The organism is Aquabacterium sp. (genome assembly GCF_034003525.1).
In the GTDB taxonomy this organism is placed as follows: Bacteria; Pseudomonadota; Gammaproteobacteria; order Burkholderiales; family Burkholderiaceae_C; genus Aquabacterium.
Genome location: NZ_JAVEYN010000019.1, coordinates 47,179 through 69,636 on the forward strand (window position 1 = coordinate 47,179; position 22,458 = coordinate 69,636).

19 protein-coding genes and 1 pseudogene are annotated in these 22,458 nt (G+C 66.4%); 9 read left to right on the forward strand and 11 right to left on the reverse strand.

Going from position 1 to position 22,458, the window contains the following annotated elements:
* The first annotated feature begins 70 nt into the window (after positions 1-70).
* Positions 71-1,186 (forward strand): uroporphyrinogen decarboxylase, encoded by a 1,116-nt coding sequence (gene hemE / locus RBT42_RS11870; RefSeq protein ID WP_320365349.1) that lies wholly within the window; start codon positions 71-73, stop codon positions 1,184-1,186.
* A 47-nt stretch (positions 1,187-1,233) separates the two neighbouring features.
* Here the strand turns inward: hemE and RBT42_RS11875 are convergent, their stop codons facing one another.
* Both RBT42_RS11875 and RBT42_RS11880 read right to left on the reverse strand, forming a co-directional pair.
* Complete coding sequence (locus tag RBT42_RS11875) at positions 1,234-2,088, reverse strand: DMT family transporter (protein WP_320365351.1); 855 nt, start codon at positions 2,086-2,088, stop codon at positions 1,234-1,236.
* Between the two features lie 6 nt (positions 2,089-2,094).
* A complete protein-coding gene (locus tag RBT42_RS11880) occupies positions 2,095-3,057 on the reverse strand; it encodes a septal ring lytic transglycosylase RlpA family protein (protein WP_320365353.1) in 963 nt (320 codons plus the stop codon).
* Positions 3,058-3,164: 107 nt separating this feature from the next.
* On the opposite strand from RBT42_RS11880, the gene RBT42_RS11885 reads away from it, so the two are divergent.
* A complete protein-coding gene (locus tag RBT42_RS11885) occupies positions 3,165-4,439 on the forward strand; it encodes an alpha/beta fold hydrolase (RefSeq protein WP_320365355.1) in 1,275 nt (424 codons plus the stop codon).
* A 91-nt stretch (positions 4,440-4,530) separates the two neighbouring features.
* On the opposite strand, the gene RBT42_RS11890 is transcribed toward RBT42_RS11885, so the two are convergent.
* The gene (locus tag RBT42_RS11890; protein ID WP_320365357.1) at positions 4,531-5,214 is read right to left on the reverse strand and encodes a PEP-CTERM sorting domain-containing protein; all 684 of its coding nucleotides are present in this window, start codon (positions 5,212-5,214) and stop codon (positions 4,531-4,533) included.
* Between the two features lie 235 nt (positions 5,215-5,449).
* Between RBT42_RS11890 and RBT42_RS11895 the strand changes: the two genes are divergently transcribed.
* Both RBT42_RS11895 and RBT42_RS11900 read left to right on the forward strand, forming a co-directional pair.
* Positions 5,450-7,567: an ATP-dependent helicase gene (locus RBT42_RS11895; RefSeq protein WP_320365359.1), complete on the forward strand. Its 2,118-nt coding sequence runs from the start codon at positions 5,450-5,452 to the stop codon at positions 7,565-7,567.
* A gap of 257 nt (positions 7,568-7,824) precedes the next feature.
* Positions 7,825-8,247 carry an OsmC family protein gene (locus RBT42_RS11900; protein WP_320365361.1) on the forward strand — a complete coding sequence of 141 codons (423 nt, stop codon included), beginning with the start codon at positions 7,825-7,827 and terminating at the stop codon, positions 8,245-8,247.
* A 34-nt stretch (positions 8,248-8,281) separates the two neighbouring features.
* Here the strand turns inward: RBT42_RS11900 and coq7 are convergent, their stop codons facing one another.
* The 6 genes from coq7 to RBT42_RS11930 form a co-directional block, all read right to left on the reverse strand.
* On the reverse strand, positions 8,282-8,941 hold the full coding sequence (gene coq7 / locus RBT42_RS11905) for a 2-polyprenyl-3-methyl-6-methoxy-1,4-benzoquinone monooxygenase (protein WP_320365363.1): 660 nt from the start codon (positions 8,939-8,941) through the stop codon (positions 8,282-8,284).
* Positions 8,942-9,009: 68 nt separating this feature from the next.
* Positions 9,010-10,164 carry a rod shape-determining protein RodA gene (gene rodA, locus RBT42_RS11910; RefSeq protein ID WP_320365365.1) on the reverse strand — a complete coding sequence of 385 codons (1,155 nt, stop codon included), beginning with the start codon at positions 10,162-10,164 and terminating at the stop codon, positions 9,010-9,012.
* A complete protein-coding gene (gene mrdA, locus RBT42_RS11915; RefSeq protein ID WP_320365367.1) occupies positions 10,161-12,326 on the reverse strand; it encodes a penicillin-binding protein 2 in 2,166 nt (721 codons plus the stop codon). The genes rodA and mrdA overlap by 4 nt, the downstream gene beginning before the upstream one ends.
* A gap of 25 nt (positions 12,327-12,351) precedes the next feature.
* A complete protein-coding gene (gene mreD, locus RBT42_RS11920) occupies positions 12,352-12,867 on the reverse strand; it encodes a rod shape-determining protein MreD (RefSeq protein ID WP_320365369.1) in 516 nt (171 codons plus the stop codon).
* Entirely contained in the window at positions 12,864-13,790 is a 927-nt protein-coding gene (gene mreC / locus RBT42_RS11925; RefSeq protein WP_320365372.1) for a rod shape-determining protein MreC, read from the reverse strand. Before mreC ends, mreD begins: the two co-directional genes overlap by 4 nt.
* Before the next feature lie 42 nt (positions 13,791-13,832).
* On the reverse strand, positions 13,833-14,876 hold the full coding sequence (locus RBT42_RS11930) for a rod shape-determining protein (protein WP_320365374.1): 1,044 nt from the start codon (positions 14,874-14,876) through the stop codon (positions 13,833-13,835).
* A 294-nt stretch (positions 14,877-15,170) separates the two neighbouring features.
* Between RBT42_RS11930 and gatC the strand changes: the two genes are divergently transcribed.
* The 3 genes from gatC to gatB are packed head-to-tail and all read left to right on the forward strand — an operon-like array spanning position 15,171 to position 18,459.
* Positions 15,171-15,470 (forward strand): Asp-tRNA(Asn)/Glu-tRNA(Gln) amidotransferase subunit GatC, encoded by a 300-nt coding sequence (gene gatC, locus RBT42_RS11935; protein ID WP_320365376.1) that lies wholly within the window; start codon positions 15,171-15,173, stop codon positions 15,468-15,470.
* Positions 15,467-16,957, forward strand: a complete 1,491-nt coding sequence (gene gatA / locus RBT42_RS11940; RefSeq protein WP_320365378.1) for an Asp-tRNA(Asn)/Glu-tRNA(Gln) amidotransferase subunit GatA — start codon at positions 15,467-15,469, stop codon at positions 16,955-16,957. Before gatC ends, gatA begins: the two co-directional genes overlap by 4 nt.
* 23 nt (positions 16,958-16,980) lie before the next feature.
* Positions 16,981-18,459 (forward strand): Asp-tRNA(Asn)/Glu-tRNA(Gln) amidotransferase subunit GatB, encoded by a 1,479-nt coding sequence (gene gatB, locus RBT42_RS11945; RefSeq protein ID WP_320365380.1) that lies wholly within the window; start codon positions 16,981-16,983, stop codon positions 18,457-18,459.
* Here gatB and RBT42_RS11950 read toward each other — a convergent pair.
* A complete protein-coding gene (locus tag RBT42_RS11950) occupies positions 18,425-19,171 on the reverse strand; it encodes a hypothetical protein (RefSeq protein WP_320365382.1) in 747 nt (248 codons plus the stop codon). The genes gatB and RBT42_RS11950 overlap by 35 nt on opposite strands.
* A gap of 55 nt (positions 19,172-19,226) precedes the next feature.
* Positions 19,227-19,904, reverse strand: coding sequence for an orotate phosphoribosyltransferase (gene pyrE, locus RBT42_RS11955; protein ID WP_320365385.1), 678 nt, complete (start codon positions 19,902-19,904; stop codon positions 19,227-19,229).
* A gap of 15 nt (positions 19,905-19,919) precedes the next feature.
* Here pyrE and RBT42_RS11960 point away from each other — a divergent pair.
* A pseudogene (locus RBT42_RS11960) lies at positions 19,920-20,618 on the forward strand (exodeoxyribonuclease III); the annotation flags it as partial.
* A 35-nt stretch (positions 20,619-20,653) separates the two neighbouring features.
* Entirely contained in the window at positions 20,654-22,240 is a 1,587-nt protein-coding gene (locus RBT42_RS11965; protein ID WP_320365387.1) for a recombinase family protein, read from the forward strand.
* Positions 22,241-22,458 lie beyond the last annotated feature (218 nt).

Sequence of the window (22,458 nt, forward strand, 5' to 3'; positions counted from 1 at the left end):
GGCACCCTGTCGGCCTCCGCGCGAACCACGCCCGGGACTCCCCCATGTGGGGACTGCCTACAATCCGGGGATGACTGCTGCCCACACCCCTGCGATTTCGCTCCCGCCCCTGGCCAACGACCGCTTCCTGCGGGCCTGCCTGCGACTGCCTACCGACTGCACGCCCGTGTGGCTGATGCGCCAGGCCGGCCGCTACCTGCCCGAGTACCGCGCCACGCGCGACCAGGCGGGCAGCTTCATGGGCCTGGCGACGAACCCGGAGCTGGCCTGCGAGGTGACGCTGCAACCGCTGCGCCGCTACGACCTTGACGCCGCCATCCTCTTCAGCGACATCCTGACCGTGCCCGATGCCATGGGCCTGGGCCTGAGCTTTGCCGCCGGAGAGGGCCCGAAGTTCGCCAAGGTCGTGCGTGACGAGGCCGCCGTGGCCGAACTGGCCGTGCCCGACATGGACAAGCTGCGCTATGTGTTCGACGCGGTGGGCACCATCCGCAAGGCCCTGGCCGATGAGAACGGCGTGGGCAAGGTGCCGCTGATCGGTTTCTCGGGCAGCCCCTGGACGCTGGCCTGCTACATGGTCGAGGGCGGCGGCTCGGACGACTACCGTGCCGTCAAGACGCTGATGTACCAGCGCCCCGACCTGATGCACCGCATCCTGGCCGTCAACGCCGATGCCGTGGCCCTGTACCTGAACACCCAGATCGAAGCGGGCGCGCAGGCCGCGATGATTTTTGATTCGTGGGGTGGCGTGCTGGCCGATGGTGCCTTCCAGGCATTCAGCCTGGCGTACACGAAGCGCGTGCTATCGCAGCTGAAGAAGGAACACAACGGCTACCGCATCCCGCACATCGTCTTCACCAAGGGCGGCGGCATCTGGCTGGACGAGATCGCCGACAGCGGCTGTGACGTGGTCGGCCTGGACTGGACGATGAACCTGGGCAAGGCCCGCGCACAGGTCGGCGACCGCGTGGCGCTGCAAGGCAACCTGGACCCGAACGTGCTGTTCGCCCAGCCCGAGCAGGTGCAGGCCGAGGTCATCAAGACGCTGGACAGCTTTGGCAAGCCTTCGGCGACGTCCGGCCACATCTTCAACCTGGGCCACGGCATCAGCCAGTTCACCCCGCCGGACAACGTCAAGGTGCTGGTGGACACGGTGCACGCGCACAGCCGCCAGCTGCGCGGTTGAGCGACCGGACCAACCTGCTGAGCTGACGCCCGACCCGCGTCAGGCCCTCAGGCCTTGTCGCGGCTGGCCATCAAGGCGGCGAGCAGGATCAAGGCCCCGCCGGCCAGCACGGTGGGACGCAGAACCTCACCGCCCAGCCACACGGCCGAGCCGGCCGCGAACATCACCTCGGTGAGCATGACCACCGACGTGATGTGCACGGGCAGGCGCGAGGCACCGTACTGCAGCGCCAGGTTGCCGACGAAGAACAGCGTTCCGAGGGCCAAGGCCGGCAGCAGCCAGATCACTTGCAAGGGAGGCCAGGGCGGGATCACGCCCTGTGAAGCCAGCACCGCCCCCAGCGCCGCCGGCAAGGTGATGCCGCCCAGGAACATCGCCAAGGCGCGTGCCGAGGGTGCTTGCGCAGCCTGACGCCGCAGCACGACATTGGTGATGGCAAAACCGACGCCCCCCAGCAGACCCAACCAGTCTGCGAGCCCATGGAAAGCGGGCCAGCCGCCCTCGGCCGGTCGCAGCACCAGCAAGGCCCCGCCCAGGGCCAAGCCCACGCGCACCAGCGCCATACGGGTGATGCGCTCACCCAGCAGCCACCAGGCCAGGCCCACGGCCCACAGCGGCATGAGGTAGAACAGCAGCACCACGCGCACCACTTCGCCGGTGCTCACGCCCCAGTTGAAAGCGGCATTGGTCGCGCCCGAGGCCAGCGCCAGCGCCCACAGGGCCGGCGTGCGGCGCACCGTGGCCCAGGCCTGCGGCCGCGACATGCCGATCAGCAGCCCGCCGAGCAGGAAAAACAACAGCGTCGCCCACAGGGGATGCAGCCCCTGGGCTTGCAGATGGCGCAAAGGCCACCACGACAGCCCCCACACGAAGGCATTGAACAACAGGGCCAGATACGGCATGCAGGCTCAGCGGCGCTCCACCACCATCGGGCTCAGTTGCAGGGCTTCGCGGGCCTGCGCCGCGGCCACGACCGCGTCCTGACGGGTGGCATACGGCCCCACCTTCAGCTTGTACAGCGAGGCCTCGTGGAACACCGCCAGCATGGGCAACAGGTCGGCCAGCTCGCTGGAAACACGCTGCTGCAAGCGATCCACCCCCTCGCGTTGGCGCATGGCAGCCAGCTGCACATAAAAGCCCCGCTGCGCCGGCGTGTGGGCACGTGAAGGCGGGGGCGAAGACGGCACCGACGCGGCACTCACCCGCTCGGACACGAGGGCCGCTGGCGCCGGCACCGCGGCGACCTCGGCTGTCGCGCTCCCTGCCGCAGCTTCGTCGGCCGACGAAGACTCGCTGCCCCACACGCCGCGGCGGATGTCATCGAAGGTCAGGCGCGTGACCTCGACCTGGGCATTGCCAGCCGAGGCCATGCCCAGCTTGACGGCCGCCGCATAGCTGAGGTCGATCACCCGCGACGCATGGAAGGGGCCGCGGTCGTTGATGCGCACGATGACGGACTTGCCGGTTTTCACATGGCGCACCCGCGCATAACTGGGGATAGGCAAGGTGCGGTGGGCGGCCGTCAGGCCATACATGCTGAACAGCTCGCCACTGGCGGTGCGGCGGCCATGGAATTTCGTGCCATACCAGGAGGCCACACCCTGCTCGCGCCACGGCACGTCTTCGGCGATCGGCTCGTACGACTGGCCCAGCACCGCGTAGGGCTTGTTCGGACCGCCCTTGCGGATCGGCTCGATGCGCGGCACCGGGTCGGGCAGCGAAGCCAGGTCGGCAGGCGCCTGGGCGGGCGCCCCGTCGCGCTGGCTGGGCGTGGCCGTGCGCGTCTCGGGGCCACTGGCGCACCCCGCCAGCAAGGCGGCCACGCACAGCGCGCCCCCCCAGGCCAGGATGTGAGTGCGGGAACGTTGCATGGTTCGCACGATAACCGATCTGGGCGTCACATGCCTCGACGGCCAGCGAGCGACCCAGCCTCAGGCGGCACAATGTTGCCGTCATCGATCTTTCGGGAAACCACGCCATGTCAGAGCCAACGGACCGCCTCGTCGACCACCCATTCGATCATCCTTTCGAGCGCGGCATGCGCAACCGCCGCGCCGCCCTGGGCGATGCCTGGGTGGACAAGTCCGTGGCCAAAGCCAATGCCTTCAACGCCGGCTTCCAGCACTTCATCACCGACTACGCCTGGCATGGCGTGTGGGGCCGCCCCGGTCTGGACTGGAAGACCCGCCGCGTGCTGGTCATGGCCGTGACCTGCGCCCTGGGCCGCTGGGACGAGTTCGAGATCCACATGCGCGGCTCACTCACCCCCGGCAACGCCCACACCCTGACCCCGGCCGAGGTGCGCGAAGCCCTGTTCCAGATCGCGATCTATGCCGGCGTGCCGGCGGCCAACACGGGCTTCTCGAAAGCATTGGGCATCATGCGCGAGCTGGGCATCGAGCCCCCGCCCCACCCGGCCGACCAGTCCTGGCACCCCGGTGTGGGCCGCTCGGTGTTCACGCGCAGCCGCCCGAAGTTGCACGCCACGGTGCGCGATGCCCGCAGCGACACGCCACGCCACACCGTGATCCTCAGCCATGCCCTCGGCCAGGACAGCGCCATGTGGGACCTGGTGGCCAACGAGCTGGCCGCCACCTGCCGCGTGATCTGCCCGGACACGCGCGGACACGGTCGCTCGGCCCTGCCCACGGGCGCCCTGAGCCTGGACGACCTGGCCGATGACGCCGCCCGCCTGATCGACGAGGTGGCCGGTGGCGAGCCGGTGATCTGGGTGGGCCTGTCGATGGGTGGCTTGATCGGCCAGGCCCTGGCGCTGCGCCACCCCGGCAAGCTCAAGGCCCTGGTGCTGGCCAACACCACCAGTGGTTACGACGCGGCCGGCCGCGCCGCCTTGCAGCAACGCATCCAGACCGTGGAACAAGAGGGACTGGAGGCCGTGGCCGAGGGCACGATGGCGCGCTTCTTCAGTGAAGCTTTCCGCGCCAGCCAGACCGCCGCCGTGCAGCGCCACCAGCGCCTGCTGCTGGCCACCGACCCCGAGGGCTACACCGCCTGCGCCGCGGCCTTGGGCGACGCCGACCTGAGCGCCCGCCTGGGCCAGATCCGCATCCCCACCCTGCTGCTGGCCGGCAGCGAGGACGCCAGCACCCCGCCGGCCGGCATGCAGGCCATGGCCGCGGCGATGCCCCATGCGGAATGTGTGACCCTGCCCGGTTGTGCCCACCTGAGCGCCGTGGAGCAACCCTGGGCCTTCACCGACCTGGTCCAGGCCTTCATCGACCAGCAGGGCTGAAGCCCAGGGTGGCGTGCTGCACGCACAAAAAAAACCCGCCGCGGCGGGTTTGTGTAGGTCAGCGCGATGACGCTGGGCGAGCGCCCCAGCCTCAGCCCGCGTGGCGGCGACGGGCGCACACCAGGCCGACCAGCCCCAGGCCCATCAGGGCGTAGGTGGCCGGCTCGGGCACCGCCGTGACCAGCGCCGGCGCGCTGCCGACAAAGTTCACCGCATTGCCCATGGAGGTCAAACCGTAGCTGCCCCCGACATTGCCCAGCGTGAGCAGGATGGGGGTCTGCGCGGCAATGCTGGCCAAGGCGCTGGCACTCAAACCGGCACCAGTCAGCGTCAAAACGGCAGTCTGCCCCTCGGCAAAGGCGTCTCCGCTGAAGTCCACGTTCCAGGTGTAGGCATAGCCCGCTTCCTTGATGAAGGGCGTGGCACGATAGCCCGCACCGTCCGCCAAGGCCGGGCCAGACAGACTGTTCAGCGTGCCTGAGGGGCCCTTGAGCCACAGCGCATCGACAAAATTGCCGGCGTTGGCCACGCTCTCAAACGAGTGGCTGTTCTGCTTCAGCGACAGTTGCACGCCATTGCCACCATCCAGGTCGCTGATGGTCAAGCGGGCCACGCTGAAGTTCAGCGTCTTGGTGTCGATGGGGTTGTCGGCCGTGGCGGTGTTGAAGAAAGTCTTGAAGTCGATGGTGTAACTGTCGGCCCAGGCCGATGACGACACCGAACCGAGCACAGCCAACGCGGCAGCCACCATGGTCTGTCGGCAAAGTTGGTTCATGTGCGCTCCTTCAAAAATATGCCGCATCACCAGAACAGCCGGTGACGCCAAGGGATCCCTACGTCAAGCGATGGTAAGCAAGCGCAACCGAGCTGTGTCACGGGTTCACCCTTGAAACCCTTGATCGGGGGGCGCCTACCTGCCGCCCAATGGAACATCCCGCGACAAACCCGACAGCGCGCCGTGCACTATCCTTGCACCCCTGCCCGCCCGTTCGACTGCCCCGCCCGCCCCGATGTCCTCCCCCGCCGATTCCGCCGCACCCACCATGAACCCGGCCCAGATGGCCGCCGTGCAGCACCTCGACAGCCCCTGTCTGGTGCTGGCGGGCGCCGGCTCGGGCAAGACGCGCGTGATCACGCACAAGATCGCGCGCCTGCTGCAACCGGGCCCGGGCGCCGACCTCAAGCCCGCCGAAATTGGTGCCATCACTTTCACCAACAAGGCCGCGGCGGAAATGCGCGAGCGGGTCAAGGGCCTGATCGGGCCGCGGGCGGCGGGCAAGCTGCTGGTGTGCACCTTCCACTCGCTGGGGGTCAAGCTGCTGCGCGAAGACGGGGAGGCCTTGGGCCTCAAGCCGGCGTTTTCGATCATGGACAGCGACGACGTGACCAGCATCCTGCGCGATGCCGGCGGCACCACCGACGCCAAGCTGGCGCGCAGCTGGCAGTGGACGATCAGCCTGTGGAAGAACATGGGCCTCAACAGCGCCCAGGCGCTGGCCCAGGCGCAAGACGATGACGAGCAGGTGGCCGCGCGGGTGATGAAGCTGTACGAAGAGCGCCTGCTGGCCTACCAGGCCGTGGACTTCGACGACCTGATCGGCCTGCCGATGAAGCTGCTGGCCGAACACGAACACGTGCGCGCCAAGTGGCAGCGCCAGCTGCGCCATGTGCTGATCGACGAATACCAGGACACCAACGCCACGCAGTACGAGCTGCTCAAGCTGCTGCTGGGGCCGGATGGCATCTTCACCGCCGTGGGCGACGACGACCAGTCCATCTACGGCTGGCGTGGCGCCACGCTGGACAACCTCAAGCGCCTGCCGCAGGACTACCCCAACCTCAAGGTCATCCCGCTGGAGCAGAACTACCGCTCCACCTCGGCCATCTTGCGCGCGGCCAACCACGTCATCGCCACCAACCCTAAGCTGTTCCAGAAGACGCTGTGGTCGGACCTGGGCGAGGGTGAGCCCGTCAAGCTGATGATGTGCGACAACGAGGAGCACGAGGCCGAGCGCGCTGTGGCGCACTTTCAGCTGCTGCGCAGCGGCCTGCTCGAGCGTCACCCGGGCGATCCGGGCAAGACGGACTGGTCGAACTTCGCCATCCTCTACCGTGCCAACCACCAGGCCCGCCCCTTCGAGCAGGCGCTGCGCAAGGCCAACATCCCCTACAAGGTGTCGGGCGGACAGAGCTTTTTCGACAAGGCCGAGATCAAGGACCTGTGCGCCTGGCTGCGCCTGCTGCTCAACAACGACGACGACCCGGCGTTTTTGCGCGCGGTGACCACCCCGAAGCGTGGCATCGGCCACCAGACCCTGGGCACCCTGGGCGAGTTTGCCGGCAAGTGGAAGGTCAGCCTGTTCGAGGCGCTGTTTTCCGACTCGCTGCACGCGGCGCTCAACAAGCGGGCGCTGGACGGCCTGCACGAGTTCGGGCGCTATGTGAACGACCTGGAGTACCGCGCCCGCCACGCCTACGGCAGCGAAGAGGCCAAGGCGCTGCTGCTGGAGTGGCTCAAGGACATCGGCTACGAGCAGCACCTCTACGACAACGAAGAAAACGAGAAGGTGGCCGCCGCGCGCTGGACCAATGTGCTCGACTTCATCGACTGGGTGGCCAAGCGCTGCGGTGGCCAGATCGAGAACGATGGCGGCATCTCGGTCGAGGCCGAAAAGAAGAGCGTGCTGGAGATTGCCCAGCTGATCTCGCTGATCACCAGCCTGGCCGAACGCAACGCCGAGCAGAACGTGGTGACGCTGTCGACGCTGCACGCCTCCAAGGGGCTGGAGTGGCCGCACGTGGTGCTGGCCGGGGTCAACGAAGGCTCCCTGCCCTTCTCGCGCGAGGAAGGCGACATCACGCCGCAGCAGGTGGAGGAAGAGCGCCGCCTGATGTACGTGGGCATCACCCGCGCGAGATTGACGCTGGGGGTGAGCGTGCTCAAGCGCCGCAAGAAAGGCCGCGAGTATGTGCAGGCCACGCCCAGCCGCTTCATTGCCGAGATGAAGCTGGACGAAGGCGGCGGACCGAAGGAAGACCCGCGCGAAAAACTCAAGCGCCTGCGCGAGGAGATGGCCGCCAAGGCCAAGGCTTCGCAGGCCGCAGCACGGGCCTTTGACAATCAGTGAGCACTCACTGACTTTTCATGGTCGTGGTGCACGTGGCAGCAAACGGACAAAAAAAACCCGAGATCGCAATCTCGGGTTCGGAATCCGTTTGAACGGTAAAGTGGAGAGACAAAAGAAACAAGCAGTGGTGTGAGCCTTCTCGTTTCGAAAAGTTCCACGCTGCTGCAACATATTGTATCTGGCGTGACATAGTCACGCAATAGCGTGTCAGAACGCAGCACGATCAAACCGGGCTGCATCGCAAAGGACGGATTTCAATGGAATGCACGATCAACTGGCAACCGGCCTCCGGCATGGCCTTCATGGCGGAAACCGGCAGCGGCCACATCATCAACATGGACGGCGCCCCGGAGGGCGGTGGCCGCAATCTGGCGCCGCGCCCGATGGAAACCGTGCTGGCTGGCACGGGCGGCTGCACGGCCTATGACGTGGTGCTGATCCTCAAGCGTGGCCGCCACGATGTGCGCGGCTGCCAGGTCAAGCTCACCGCCGAGCGCGCCGACACCGACCCCAAGGTCTTCACCAAGATCAACATGCACTTTGTGGTGACGGGCGTGAACCTGACAGAAACTGCCGTGGCCCGCGCCATCCAGATGTCGCACGAAAAGTACTGCTCGGCCTCGATCATGATCGGCAAGACCGCCGAGATCACGACCAGCTTCGAGATCGTCGCAGCCTGACCGGACCTGATCCGGCCCGAACGCCCTGCCCGCCTCAGATACGGTGCGACACCGTCGTCATGACCTTGGCGGCCAGGCGCATCAGGCCTTGAACCGGCTTGGGCAAGGGCACGCCGCCAGCGCGTTCGGCGGCATCCGCATGCTGCACCTCGTCATCGCGCATCTGCGCCACGATCGCACGGGAGGACTGGTCGCCCGCTGGCAGACGGTCCATGTGGCTGTTGAGGTGATGCTCCACCTGTCGCTCGGTTTCCACCACGAAACCCAGGCTGATCTTGTCGCCGGCCTTGGCGGCCAGCAGGCCGATGCCAAAGGCGCCGGCGTACCACAGGGGGTTGAGCAAGCTGGTGCGGCTGCCCAGCTGCTTCAGACGCTGCTCGGTCCAGGCCAGGTGGTCGGTTTCTTCGCGGGCGGCTTCATCGAACTGGGCTTTGAGCATCGGATCGTTGGTGCCCCAGGCCTGCGACGCGTAGAGCGCCTGCGCACAGACCTCGCCCACATGGTTCACGCGCATCAGGGCGGCCGACAGCCGCTTGTCTTCGGCGCTCAGCTCGCCATCGGGCTGCGCCGCCTGCGGACAGGGGCGCGCCGCCTGGTGCTCGGCGAACACCGTGCGCAAGGCCGTGTCGAAGGACATGATCAGGCGGTCCATCCCGTCGTGGCGGATGGGCGAAGCAGACGTGGGCGTGTTCATGGCGGTGAATGTTAACCCCGCTCGACCTGTGCCGGCTTGCGTTGCATCAGCGATGCCGCCACCCTGGCTCAACGCTGCATCAGGCCGCGGCTGCGCGAGATCGACAACAACAGGCCCAGCGCCAGCCCCAGCGTGACCATGGCCGTGCCGCCATAGCTGATGAAGGGCAAGGGCACACCCACCACCGGCAGGATGCCGCTGACCATGCCCAGGTTGACGAAGGCGTAGGTGAAGAAGCTCAGTGACAGGCTGCCGGCCAGCAGGCGCGAGAACAGCGTGGGCGCCTGCGAGGCGATGTAGAGCCCCCGGAAAATCAAGGCCAGGAAGCCCCCCATCAGCACCAAGGCACCAACCAGGCCATGTTCCTCGGCGTAACCAGCGAAAGCGAAGTCGGTGGTGCGCTCGGGGATGAACTCCAGGTGGGTCTGCGTGCCCTGCATGAAGCCCTTGCCGGTGATGCCGCCCGAGCCGATCGCGATCATGCCCTGGATGATGTGAAAGCCCTTGCCCAGCGGGTCGGCGGTCGGGTTCAGCAGGGTGCACACCCGCTGCTTCTGATAGCCGTGCAGCACCACCCAGTCGTGCTCGGGCTCGCACAGGGTGTCCTGGTAGCCCACGATGAGGCTGATGCCCACCACACCGGCGATCAGCACGGGCAGGATCAGGCGCCAGCTCAGGCCGGCAAAGAAGATGACGTACAAGCCACCGGACAGCACGAGCAGCGAGGTGCCCAGATCGGGCTGCTTGAGCACCAGGCCCACCGGCAGCATCAGCAAGGCGCCCGCGGCAGCATAGTCCAGCCCACGCAACTGCCCCTCGCGGCGCTGGAACCACCAGGCCAGCATCAAGGGCGTGGCGATCTTGAGCAGCTCAGACGGCTGGATGACGATGCCGATGTTGAGCCAGCGCGTGGCCCCTTTCTTGGTGATGCCGAACAGCGCGGTCGCCACCAGCAACACCACCCCCACGGTGTAGAGCGGCACGGCCAGGGCCATGAGCCGCTGCGGCGGCACCTGCGCCACCACGAACAGGATCATCGCGCCCAACAGCATGTTGCGCCCGTGCTCGATGAAACGGGTGCCGTGGTCAAAGCCCACCGAATACATGTTGACCAGCCCCAGCAGGCACATGAACACGATGATGCCCAAGAAGGGCAGGTCAAAGCCCTGGAAGATGGGGGCCAGGCGCTGCCACCACGACGGTTTGGCAAAGGCGACGTTCATGGTTGCTCCCGTGAAGCAGCGGGGGCCGCGGGCGCCGCGCTCGATGGCGCGGGGGCCGCGGGCCGTGGCGGCTCGGGTTGAGACGGCGCCGAAGGGGGCACCAGCGGCTGCGACGCGCGTCCTGGCTGCGACGAGGGCGCCACAGGGGCGATCGCCACCGCGGGAACCGCGTCCGCCGGCAGGGCCGCCTCCTCTTCGACGTCAAAGGCATTGCGACGCGGCGGCAGCGGCACTTCGGCAGCCGGACGGGACTGCCCGATCGGTGCGGCGGCCCGCCCCTGCTGCACTGCGAGGATGTCTTCCTCGCTCGGATAGATGCCCAGCAGCAGGTAGTCGAGCACACGGCGGGCGATGGGCGCCGCCGCAGCCGAGCCAAAGCCGGCGTTCTCCACGATGATGGCCAACGCCACGCGCGGGTTCTCCACGGGCGCGAAGGCCTCGTAAAGCGAATGGTCGCGGCGCGACTCTTCCACCCGCGAGGCCACGTACTTCTCGTTCTGGCGCAAGCCCACGGCCTGCGCCGTCCCGGTCTTGCCTCCGCTGGTGTAGCCCGCCCCCGCGAACACCCGGGTCGACGTGCCCTCCTGGGTCACCCCATACATGGCTTCACGGATCAGAGCCGTGTGCCCCGGCTGAAAGACCAGGGGGGACTGGGGCTCACGCTCAGGGACGCGGCGCTCGCGGGTCACGACGTTCTCGATCTGGCGCACCAGGCGCGGCTCGAAGCGCTGCCCGTCGCTCACCACGGTCGACAGGGCCGTGGCCACCTGCAGCATGGTGAAGGTGTTGTAGCCCTGACCAATGCCCAGGGAGATGGTCTCGCCGGCGTACCAGCGCTTTTGCTCAGGGCGGCGATAGGCCTTGCGCTTCCAGTCGGTCGAGGGCAGGATGCCCGTCACCTCACCACGCAGGTCGATGCCGGTGAGCCGACCAAAGCCCAACGCCGACATCTCCTGATGGATCAGGTCGACGCCCATCTCGTTGGCCAGCGAGTAGAAGTAGACGTTGCTGGACTCGACGATGGCGCGGCGCATGTTCATCGGCCCGCCCTTCTCGCCGGCCGGGCTGCGGAAGCGGTTGCCGCCGAACACGAACACGCCGTTGTCCATGATCACGGTGTTGGCCGCGCGCTTGCCGGTGTGCAGCGCCGCCAGCGCCATGAAGGGCTTGTACGTCGACCCCGGCGGGTAGGTGCCGCGCAGGGCCCGGTTCAGCAGCGGCTTGTCGGGCGACTCGTTGAGCGCCTTCCAGCTTTCGGTGTCGATGCCATCGACGAACAGATTGGGGTCAAAGGTCGGCTTGGACACAAAGGCCAGCACTTCCCCGTTGCGTGGGTCGATCGCCACCAGGGCGCCACGGCGACTGCCGAACAGGCGCTCGATCAGGCCCTGCAGCTTGATGTCGATGGCCAGGTGCACGGTGTTGCCCGGCGTGGCGGGGTGAGAGCGCAGCAGCCGCACGGCCCGGCCGCCGGCACTGGTCTCCACCTCTTCAAAGCCGGTGATGCCGTGCAGCTCACGCTCGTAGCTCTGCTCGATGCCCAGCTTGCCGATGCGCTCGGTGCCGCGGTAGTTGGCCTGCTCTTCATCGGGCCAGTCAAGCATGGCCTCGGCCTCGCGCTGGTTGATGCGGCCGATGTAGCCCAGCGCATGGCTGGCCAGCTCGCCATAGGGGTAGTGGCGAAACAGGCGGGCCTGGATGTCGACGCCGGGAAAGCGGAAGCGCTGGGCGGTGAAGCGCGCCACCTCCTCGTCGCTCAGGCGGGTGCGGATCGGGATGGACTCGAAGCGCTTGGACTCCTCGCGCAGGCGCTTGAAGCGGCGCCGGTCGCGCGGCTGGATCTCGACAATCTCGGCCAGGGCATCAATGGTCGCTTCGACGTCGTCGACCTGGGACGGGGTGATCTCGAGCGTGTAGGCCGAGTAGTTGTTGGCCAGCACCACGCCATTGCGGTCCACGATGAGACCGCGGTTGGGCACCACCGGCACCACGGCGATGCGGTTGTTCTCGGCACGACTGGCCAGGTCATCGTGGCGCTCGATCTGCAGCACCGTGAGGCGGTAGACCAGCAGGCCGAAGCAGCACAGCACGAAGGCCGCCGCCGCCCACAGACGGCCGCGAAACAGACTCAGCTCGGCATCGATGTTCTTGAGTTCGGTCATGCGCGCTCAGCTCGGGCCAGACCGGTCACAGCGGACGGTTCTTGTCACGGTCGGGCGCACGCCGTTGCGGCGCCAGCAGCGCGATGGACGCCAGCGGCCACAAGGCCGACTCCAGCACCGGCGCGATGAACAGCGTCCAGCCGGGGAAGGCCGCGCCCGCCATCAAGCGCACCAGCAGGGACACGGCGTGCGCGGCCGCAAACAGCGGCAGGATCTGCGCGGCCTGCGAAGGCACCGTGAACCACAGCAGACGGCGGTGCACCGTGATGGCAAAAAAGCTCAGCAGCGTGTAGGCCAGCGCGTGCTGACCCAGCAAGGCACCCTGGTGCACGTCCATGAACAGGCCGGACACGAAGGCCGCCCCCACGCCCACGCGCCGGGGCTGGTGCACGTTCCAGAACACCAGGACCACGGCCAGCAGGTCGGGCATGCCGGCCCAACGCCCCCAGGGCAGCAGATTGAGCAAGAAGGCCACCATCAAGGAGAACCAGATGAAGACCGGGTTGACCGGGAGCAGCAAGGTGCTGCCGCGGGGCATCATGGCTGACTCCTGGAAACGCTGACCGCCTCGGCGGCGGCATCGGCGGCCTGGGCCTCGGGGCGCGGCGGCAGGCTCGCCGACGTGGGCTGCAGCAGCAACACATGGCGGGAACTGTCGGGCTGGGCCAGCGGACTCAGGACGATGCGGGCAAAGGCCGAATCGGCCCGGCGGTCGACGCTCACCACCTTGGCCACCGGCACGCCGGCCGGGTAGATGCCATCGAGCCCGGAGGTCTGGAGCTCATCGCCGGCCTGCACATCGGCGTTGCCGGCCATGAAACGCAACTCCATGCCGGCGGTCTGGGGCAGGCCATAGGCCACGCCACGGTGCTGGGTGCGCACATTGACCACGGGCACGGCCGCGTCCTTGTCGGTGACCAGGGTCACCTCGGCGGTGACCGGATAGACCCGCGTGACCTGCCCCACCACCCCGCGCTCGTCGATCACCGGGGCGCCCAGGCTCACGCCGTGGCGGCTGCCCTGGTCGATCACGACCTTGCGGGTGTAGGGATCAGGCGCGTCGTAGAGCACCTCGGCGGCCAGGGTGCCCACCTCGATACGGGGGCGCAGCGCCAGCAGCTCGCGCAGGCGGCTGTTCTCACGCTCCAGTTGGACCATGCGGGTCACCCGTTCAGCCTGCGTGGCCAGTTGCTGCTGGGCGCGGGCCTGCAGCGCGCGCGCCTCTTCGACCCCGGCGACGTAATGCCCTGCCATCTCCCAGGCCCGCACCGGTGCCAACAACACGCTTTGCACCGGCTGCAGCAGCGTGGCGGCCGCGGCCCTCAGAGGCTGCGTCATCTTCCAGCGGGCATCCGCCACCATCAGCAAGATGGCCAGGGCCGAGAAAAACAGCAGACGTGTGAAGGCCGAAGGACCCTGCTTGAAAAAAGCAGGCGGGGTGCGATCCAGCGTGGCCAGCGGCATGAAAGCAAACGGACCCGCAGGTCCGTACAACAGGGTGAGGGGTTACTCGGAGGTGAAGATGCTGCCCAGGCGGTCCATGCGCTCGAGCGCCAGGCCGCAACCACGCACCACGCAGGTCAGCGGGTCTTCGGCCACGTGCACCGGCAGGCCGGTTTCCTCGGCCAGCAGGCGGTCGAGGTCACGCAGCAGCGCGCCGCCACCGGTCAGCATCATGCCGCGCTCGGCGATGTCGGCGCCCAGCTCGGGCGGGGTCTGCTCCAGCGCGTTCTTGACGGCCGAGACGATCTGGTTGAGCGGATCGGTCAGGGCTTCGAGGATCTCGTTGGACGAGATGGTGAAGCTGCGCGGCACGCCTTCGGACAGGTTGCGGCCCTTGACTTCCATCTCCTTGACTTCGGAGCCGGGGAAGGCGCTGCCAATGTGCTTCTTGATGGCTTCGGCGGTGGGCTCGCCAATCAGCATGCCGTAGTTGCGGCGGATGTAGCTGATGATGTGCTCGTCGAAACGGTCGCCGCCGACGCGCACGCTGCCCTTGTAGACCATGCCGCCCAGCGAAATGACGCCCACTTCGGTGGTGCCGCCGCCGATGTCGACGACCATGGAGCCCGACGCTTCGGAGACCGGCAGGCCGGCACCGATGGCCGCGGCCATGGGCTCTTCGATCAGGTAGACCTCGGAGGCGCCGGCGCCCAGCGCCGACTCACGGATGGCGCGACGCTCGACCTGGGTGGAGCCGCAGGGCACGCAGATGATGATGCGCGGGCTGGGCTTCAAGACCGAGCGCGGGTGCACCATCTTGATGAACTGCTTGAGCATCTGCTCGGTGACGGTGAAGTCGGCGATCACGCCGTCCTTCATCGGGCGGATGGCCTCGATGTTGCCGGGCACCTTGCCCAGCATGGCCTTGGCCTCGGCGCCGACGGCCTGGATGGTCTTCTTGCCGTTGGGGCCACCTTCGTGGCGGATCGAGACGACCGACGGCTCGTCCAGGACGATGCCCTTGTCACGCACGTAAATCAGCGTGTTGGCCGTGCCCAGGTCGATGGCCAGGTCGGTGGAAAAATACTTGCGAAACATACCGTACATGCGGTGAACTCCGATAGGGCCTCACGCATACAGCCCGACCCTCCTGCGGATGACTCACGCACGAGGCAGCTCGGACGGTTTGCGGTGGCCCGCTGATGGATGAGACGGGCAACCCGGTGGCGACCTGTGCAAGGTTCGCAACACACCCGATCACCTGTCCGAAAATCTGGCGAACATCCCGTCAAACCACCTTGACCAACCCTGGACAAATGTGGTTTGTGGATAACCTAAGATAATACTCCATGGCCTGCCCTTTCACGGGCAGTGCAACCGTCTGTTACCCCTGGAAAAACCATGGCCCTGACCTCTCAAGACGTCAGCCGCATTGCCCAACTCGCCCGCCTTGAACTGAGCGACGACGAACAGGCTGCGATGCTGACCCAGCTCAACGAGTTTTTCGACATCGTCGAGAAAATGCGTGCGGTCGACACCTCGGGCGTCGAGCCGCTGTACACCCCGCTGTCCGCGATCGAAGACGTGACCCTGCGCCTGCGCGCGGACGCCGTCACCGAACCCAACAACCGTGAGGCCAACATGGCCAACGCCCCCGCCCAGGATGGCGGCCTGTTCCTGGTGCCCAAGGTGATCGAATGAGTGCGCTGCATGATCTGACCCTGGCCCAGCAGAGCCAGGCCCTGGCCTCGGGCCAGACCACCTCCGTCGCACTGACGCAGCATGTGCTGGACCGCATCGCGACCCACACCACACTGGGCGCCTTCCTGCATGTCGACACCGAGGGGGCTTTGGCCGCCGCGGCGGCTGCGGACGCTCGCCGCGCCGCCGGCCAGCCCCTGGGCGCGCTCGATGGCGTGCCGATTGCCCACAAGGACATCTTCGTCACGCAAGGCCAGCCGACCACGGCCGCCTCGAAGATGCTGCGGGGCTACCAGAGCCCGTTTGACGCCACCGTGGTGGCCAAGCTGAAGGCCGCGGGCGTGGTCTCGGTGGGCAAGCTCAACTGCGACGAGTTCGCCATGGGTGGCGCCAACGAGAACTCCGCCTATGGCGTGGCCCGCAACCCCTGGGACACCAACCGCATTCCGGGCGGCTCGTCCGGCGCCTCGGCCGTGGCCGTGGCCGCCCGCCTGGTGGCCGCGACCACCGGCACCGACACCGGCGGCTCGATCCGTCAACCGGCGGCGCTCACCGGCATCACCGGCATCAAGCCGACCTATGGCCGCTGCTCGCGCTTCGGCATGATCGCGTTTGCCTCGTCGCTGGACCAGGCCGGCCCGATGGCCCGCACCGCCGAAGACTGCGCCCTGCTGCTGCAGACGATGAGCGGCTTTGACGAGCGCGATGCCACCAGCGCCCAGCAGCCCGTGCCCGACTTCGTGGCCGCGCTGACGACGCCGCGTGCCGGCGCCACCGCCGACAAGCCTTTGACCGGCTTGCGCGTGGGCGTCCCCAAGGAATTCTTTGGCGAAGGTGTCAGCGCCGACGTGCTGGCCGCCAACCGCGCCGCACTGGCGCAACTGGAAAGCCTGGGCGCCACGCTGGTGGACATCAGCCTGCCGCGCACCGAGCTGTCGATCCCGGTGTACTACATCATCGCGCCGGCCGAGGCCTCGTCCAACCTGAGCCGCTATGACGGCGTCAAGTTCGGCCATCGTGCGGCCAAGTACGGCGATCTGAACGACATGTACCGCAAAACGCGCGCCGAAGGCTTCGGCGCCGAGGTCAAGCGCCGCATCATGATCGGCACCTATGTGCTGTCGCACGGCTATTACGACGCCTACTACCTGCAGGCACAAAAGCTGCGCCGCATGATCGCCGACGACTTCCAGGCGGCTTTCCAGGCCTGCGACGTGATCGCCGGCCCGGTCTCGCCCACGGTGGCGCGCCCGATCGGCTCCTCGACCGACCCAGTGCAGGAGTACCTGGCCGACATCTTCACCCTGCCCGCCTCGCTGGCCGGCCTGCCGGGCATGAGCGTGCCCTGCGGCTTTGGTGAACACGGTCTGCCCGTGGGCCTGCAGCTGATCGGCAACTACTGGCAAGAGGCGCAGTTGCTGCACACGGCGCACGCCTTCCAGCAGGCCACCGACTGGCACCAGCGCGCCCCGGCGGCCCTGGCTTGATCCACCGAGACGAGACACACACCATGAGTTCCCCCCTGATCCGTGGCTACGAGGTCGTCATCGGCCTGGAAACCCACGTGCAACTGTCCACCGCGTCGAAGATCTTCTCGGGCGCGTCCACCCAGTTTGGCGCCGCGCCCAACACGCAATCGTGCCCGGTGGACCTGGCCCTGCCTGGGACCCTGCCGGTGATGAACGAAGGCGCCGTGGAGCGCGCCATCGAGTTCGGTCTGGCCGTGGGTGCCCACGTGGCCCCGCGCTCGATCTTCGCGCGCAAGAACTACTTCTACCCCGACCTGCCCAAGGGCTACCAGATCAGCCAGTACGAGATCCCCGTCGTGCAAGGCGGCTCGGTGAGCTTCTTCGTGGACGACCAGCCCTTCACGGTGCGCCTGGTGCGCGCCCACCTGGAAGAAGATGCCGGCAAGTCGCTGCACGACGATTTCAGCGGCTTCAACGGCGAAAAGTCGTCGGGCATCGACCTGAACCGCGCCGGCACCCCGCTGCTGGAGATCGTGACCGAGCCGGACATCCGCTCCAGCAAGGAAGCAGCCGAGTACGCGCGCGCGCTGCACACCCTGGTGGTGTGGCTGGGCATCTGCGACGGCAACATGCAGGAAGGCTCCTTCCGCTGCGACGTCAACGTCTCGGTGCGCAAGCCCGGCGCACCGCTGGGCACGCGCCGCGAGATCAAGAACCTCAACAGCTTCAAGCACATCGTGCAGGCGGCGGACTACGAGATCAACTGGCAGATCGACGAGCTGGAAGACGGCCGCGCCATCGAGCAGGCCACCATCTTGTTCAACCCGGACACGGGCGAGACACGGGCGATGCGCACCAAGGAAGACGCGCACGATTACCGCTACTTCCCGGACCCCGACCTGCCGCCGCTGGTGATCGCACCCGAGTGGATCGAGCGCGTGAAGGGCCGCATGCCCGAGCTGCCGCGCGTGATGGCGGAGCGCTTCGTGAGCGGCTACGGCCTGCCCGAGTACGACGCGACGATGATGACGCAGTCGAAGGCGTTTGCCGCTTTCTTCGAAACGGCCGCCCAGGCGTGCCAGCAACCCAAGCTGGTGTCGAACTGGCTGATGGGCGAGGTCTCACGCCGCCTGAACGCGGCCGAGCAAACCATCGAAGCCTCGCCGATCAGCGCCACGCTGCTGGCCGCGATGATCACGCGCATCGCCGACGGCACCATCTCGAACAGTGGCGCCCGTCAGGTGTTCGAGGCGCTGTGGAGCGGTGAAGGCGCTGGCGACGATCAGGTCCGCGTGGACGCCGTGATCGAGGCCAAGGGGCTCAAGCAGATGAGCGACACCGGCGAGCTGGAGAAGATCCTCGACGACATCCTGGCGGCCAACGCCAAGTCGGTCGAAGAGTTCCGCGCTGGCAAGGAGAAGGCCTTCAACGCCCTCGTCGGTCAGGCCATGAAGGCCACCAAGGGCAAGGCCAACCCGGCCGCCGTCAATGAGCTGCTGAAGAAGAAGCTGGCCGGCTGACGCCGTTCGGGGCGCTCGGGGCCACGGTCCCGGGTGCTGCGCCGGCCCACATCTTGCGCAGCCGCGACAGCTCGGCGTCGTACAGGCCGTTGAGGCGCACCATCTCGGCACGCTGCTGCTGGATGATGTCTTGCTGGGCCTGCTGCTGCGCGTCGTTGGCCTGGATCTGGCTGTGCAGCTTGCCCGGCAGGCGCTTGCCCTTGTAGAACTCGGTTTCGGCATCGAGCGGCTGCCGCTCGGCGCGCAGCTCCTGCAGGCGTTTGTCAGACAGGGCGATGCCCTTGTGCAAGTCGTCCATCACCGCCTGGCGCGCCTTGTTGTGCGCGGCCTCGTCCGGGTAGCGCATCAAGAGGTTGCGGTCGCGGCGGATCGCATCCTTTTGCGCGGCCTCGGCCAGCGCCTTCTCACGCTTGCGCGCTTCGGCCGCAGCGCGCTCTTCGGCGCTCATGCGCGGCGGAATCACGCTGCGCAAGGAGCCATCGCGGTTGAGCACGCGCTGTTCGCGGTCCAGGCACTCGGAGATCAGGCGATCGGAGGTCAGCCGCTTGCCAGTGCCGTCGGTGCAGGTATAGATGGCCCCGGTGCGCGATGCCGTCTGGGCGTGCGCACCGCCGATGCCGCCGGCCCACACCACCAACCCGGCCAGCGCCAGCATCGACCCGATGATCGAACGGCGTGGGGAACAGGTGGCAATCGAGGGGCACTTCAGCATGGGCAACTCCGGCAATGGCGGCGACACGGCACCACCTTCTCCATCATAGAACGTGTCAAACGCCGTACCGTTGACGGTAGGCGAGCACCGCAGGGTGAAACGCCGTCAGGGCCGGATCGGACTGGGTTTCGAGGTAGCGCAGCAGGTCGCCCAGGGTGGCGATGGCCACGACCGGCAGGCCGTAATGCTGCTCGACCTGCTGGACGGCGCTCTCGGCCGCATCCTGGCCGTTCGCGGTGGCCTTTTCCTGGCGGTCGAGCGCGATGGTGACGCCACAGGGGGTGGCACCGGCCGCCTTGATCAGTTCGATGGACTCGCGCACCGAGGTGCCCGCCGAGATGACGTCGTCGATGATGAGCACGCGGCCCTGTACGGGCGCCCCCACCAGGGTGCCGCCTTCGCCGTGGTCCTTGGCTTCCTTGCGGTTGTAGGCGAAGGGCTTGTTGTGGCCCAGGCGGGCCAGCTCGATCGACACGGCAGCAGCCAGCGTGATGCCTTTGTAGGCCGGGCCGAACAGCATGTCGAACTGCAAACCGGACTCGATCAGGCGACGTGCATAGAATTCAGCCAGGCGGCCCAGTTTGGCGCCGTCGTCGAACAAGCCGGCATTGAAGAAATAGGGCGACAGGCGCCCGGCCTTGGTCTTGAACTCTCCAAACCGCAGCACCTGGGATTGCACCGCAAAGGCCACGAAGTCCTGAGCGAGTGTGTCGTTGGCAGGGGTGTTGCTCATGATGAATGGTGTCTCGTGTTTCGTCTGGTCTCTCTCAACCTCAACGGCGTCCGCTCGGCGGCAACCAAAGGGCTGGTGCCCTGGGCTGAAAGTGTTTCAGCCGATTGTATGGGTGTGCAGGAACTGAAGGTGCATGTCGACGACATGCCGGCACCGCTGAAGGCCTTTGCCGGTATGAATGGACATTTTCATCACGCGCAGAAGAAGGGCTATTCCGGAGTCGGGATGTACACCAAGCATGAGCCCTCGGATGTGATCATTGGCCTGGGTGAGGCCGACCCGAGTGGTGAGTTCGACCCCGAGGGCCGCTATGTGGAGCTGCGCTTTGACAAGCCGGGGCGCAAGCTGTCGCTGATCAGCTGCTACTTCCCCAGTGGTTCCAGCAGCGACGAGCGCCAGCAGGCCAAGTTCCGCTTCCTCGACATGATCGAGCCGCACCTGGCGCGCCTGAGCGAGGATCGCGAATTCATCCTGATCGGTGATGTGAACATCGCGCACCAGGAAGCCGACCTGAAGAACTGGAAGGGCAACCTGAAAAACAGCGGCTTCCTGCCCGAGGAGCGCGCCTGGATGACGAAGCTGCTGGACCCGACCGGCCGCACGCGACTGGTGGACGTGTACCGGCACCTGCACCCTGACACCACCGATGCGTGCTACACATGGTGGAGCAACCGCGGCCAGGCGCGTGCGAAGAACGTGGGTTGGCGCATTGACTAGTCAATTGCTCAAAAAACCTACAAAATGGCGTGATGGAAAACGCCACCAACGCAGCAGTCAAGGTCTACTCGTATCGCCGATTTTCATCCGGTCGACAGGCTTCTGGGCATAGTCTCCAACGACAGACCGAATCGGCGCGCCGATGGTGCCTGGAGAAGGGGTACGAACTCGACGAGAGTTTGGCTCTCGCTGACCTCGGAGTGTCAGCATACTCCGGCGATAACGCCTCACGGGGAGCGCTCGCGGGCTTCTTGAGAGCGGCAGAAACCGGACGCATCCCGACAGGTTCGATCCTACTTGTCGAAAGCCTCGACCGCCTGAGTCGTGCGGCCATCCCGGAGGCCGTTGGTCTGCTGACAGCCATCGTTCGTGCCGGTGTTCGCGTGATCTCGCTTATCGACGGTCACGAATGGAACGAAAAGACAATCGAGGATTCGACGTCGTTCCTGCTCTCGGTGCTGCTGTTCTCGAGAGCGCACGAGGAAAGCTCGACTAAGGCCCGCAGAGTAAGCGAGCAATTTCAAAAGAAGCGCACCTCAGGCATGGCCGTTGTGTCCTCCGGTCATGGCCCAGGTTGGGCATCGCCCAAAGCCGACCGATCAGGCTGGGAGCTCGACACGTCAAAGGCGGAGGTCGTCGTCCGTGTTTTCGAGCATGCTGCGGCTGGGCAAGGTGGCATCTCTATCGCGCGCACAGCAAACCAAGAGGGCTGGCCCCTACCGTGGCGAGTCCGAAAAAACACAGCGAGCCGGTGGGAGCATACGGGCGTAAGTCGCCTTCTCCGCGACCGTCGCACTTTGGGCGAGTGGCAACCCAAGCGAATGGTTGCTGGGCAGTTGACCAACGACGGTGACCCGGTCACCGACTACTTCCCACGAGTCATTTCAGATGAACTGTGGTTTCGCGTCCAAGCAGCATTGGGCGTCCGAACTGGCCCACTGCGCACCCACGGGGTACGGTCGGATGTCTTCTCTGGATTGTTTTTCTGCGAGTGCGGAGAGCGAATGGATCGAAAGGCCCCCGCAGGACGAGGCTACCCTCGCTACTACTGCCTTGGTCGCAAGAATGGCGCTTCGAAATGTCCCGGCGTATCCGAGGCTGTGCTGCTTGGACCGGTTCTCTCAATGATCGCTCAACACAACCAGTCTACCTTCAACCCTGATAAGTCGATCGAACTGGCACGCGAAGAGTTGGCTGCAAATGAAGCCAGACTTGCCGATATCGAGGTTAGGGCGACCCGACTTCTCGACGCCATGGAGGAGACTGGGCACAGTCCGTTACTTTTAGGACGGCTCAAGGCACTTGAAAAGGAGCGGTCTGACACCGAATCCGCAATTGCTCGGATCAGGGGACCCCTGGAGGCTGCCCCACTGCTGGGCGCAGAGTTCGGTAAAGAACTTGCCAAGGCGGCGGCGACAGTCGTCGCAGACAAGACCAACGTCAAGGGGAGACACAAGTTGGCCCAAGCCTTACACCAGGTAGTATCCCGCATTATTTGGCATGGCAAGTTCTTCATGGTTCAAATGCGCAACGGAGATAGCTACGGGGTCAACCCTGGGCCGCTCTGGCTCGAGAGAGCGAAGAACAGCAATGCTGGAAAGGCTCGAAACCCTGTTTGATGACCGCCTAGGCGGCCCCCGCGAGCGGCGATGCATTCATTACGTCGCCTACAGTGTGTGCCACCACTCCAGTATGTGAAGCGATGATCCATACCTGACCGAAGAGGGCATTTCATTTCCAGGGCGGGCGCTACTGAGGATGCAACGGCCTCGCGTACTACTCAATGCCGCAGCGTCTCGTGCGGAATCCGTTTCCGCCGAGTCAGGTCAGCGTGGTC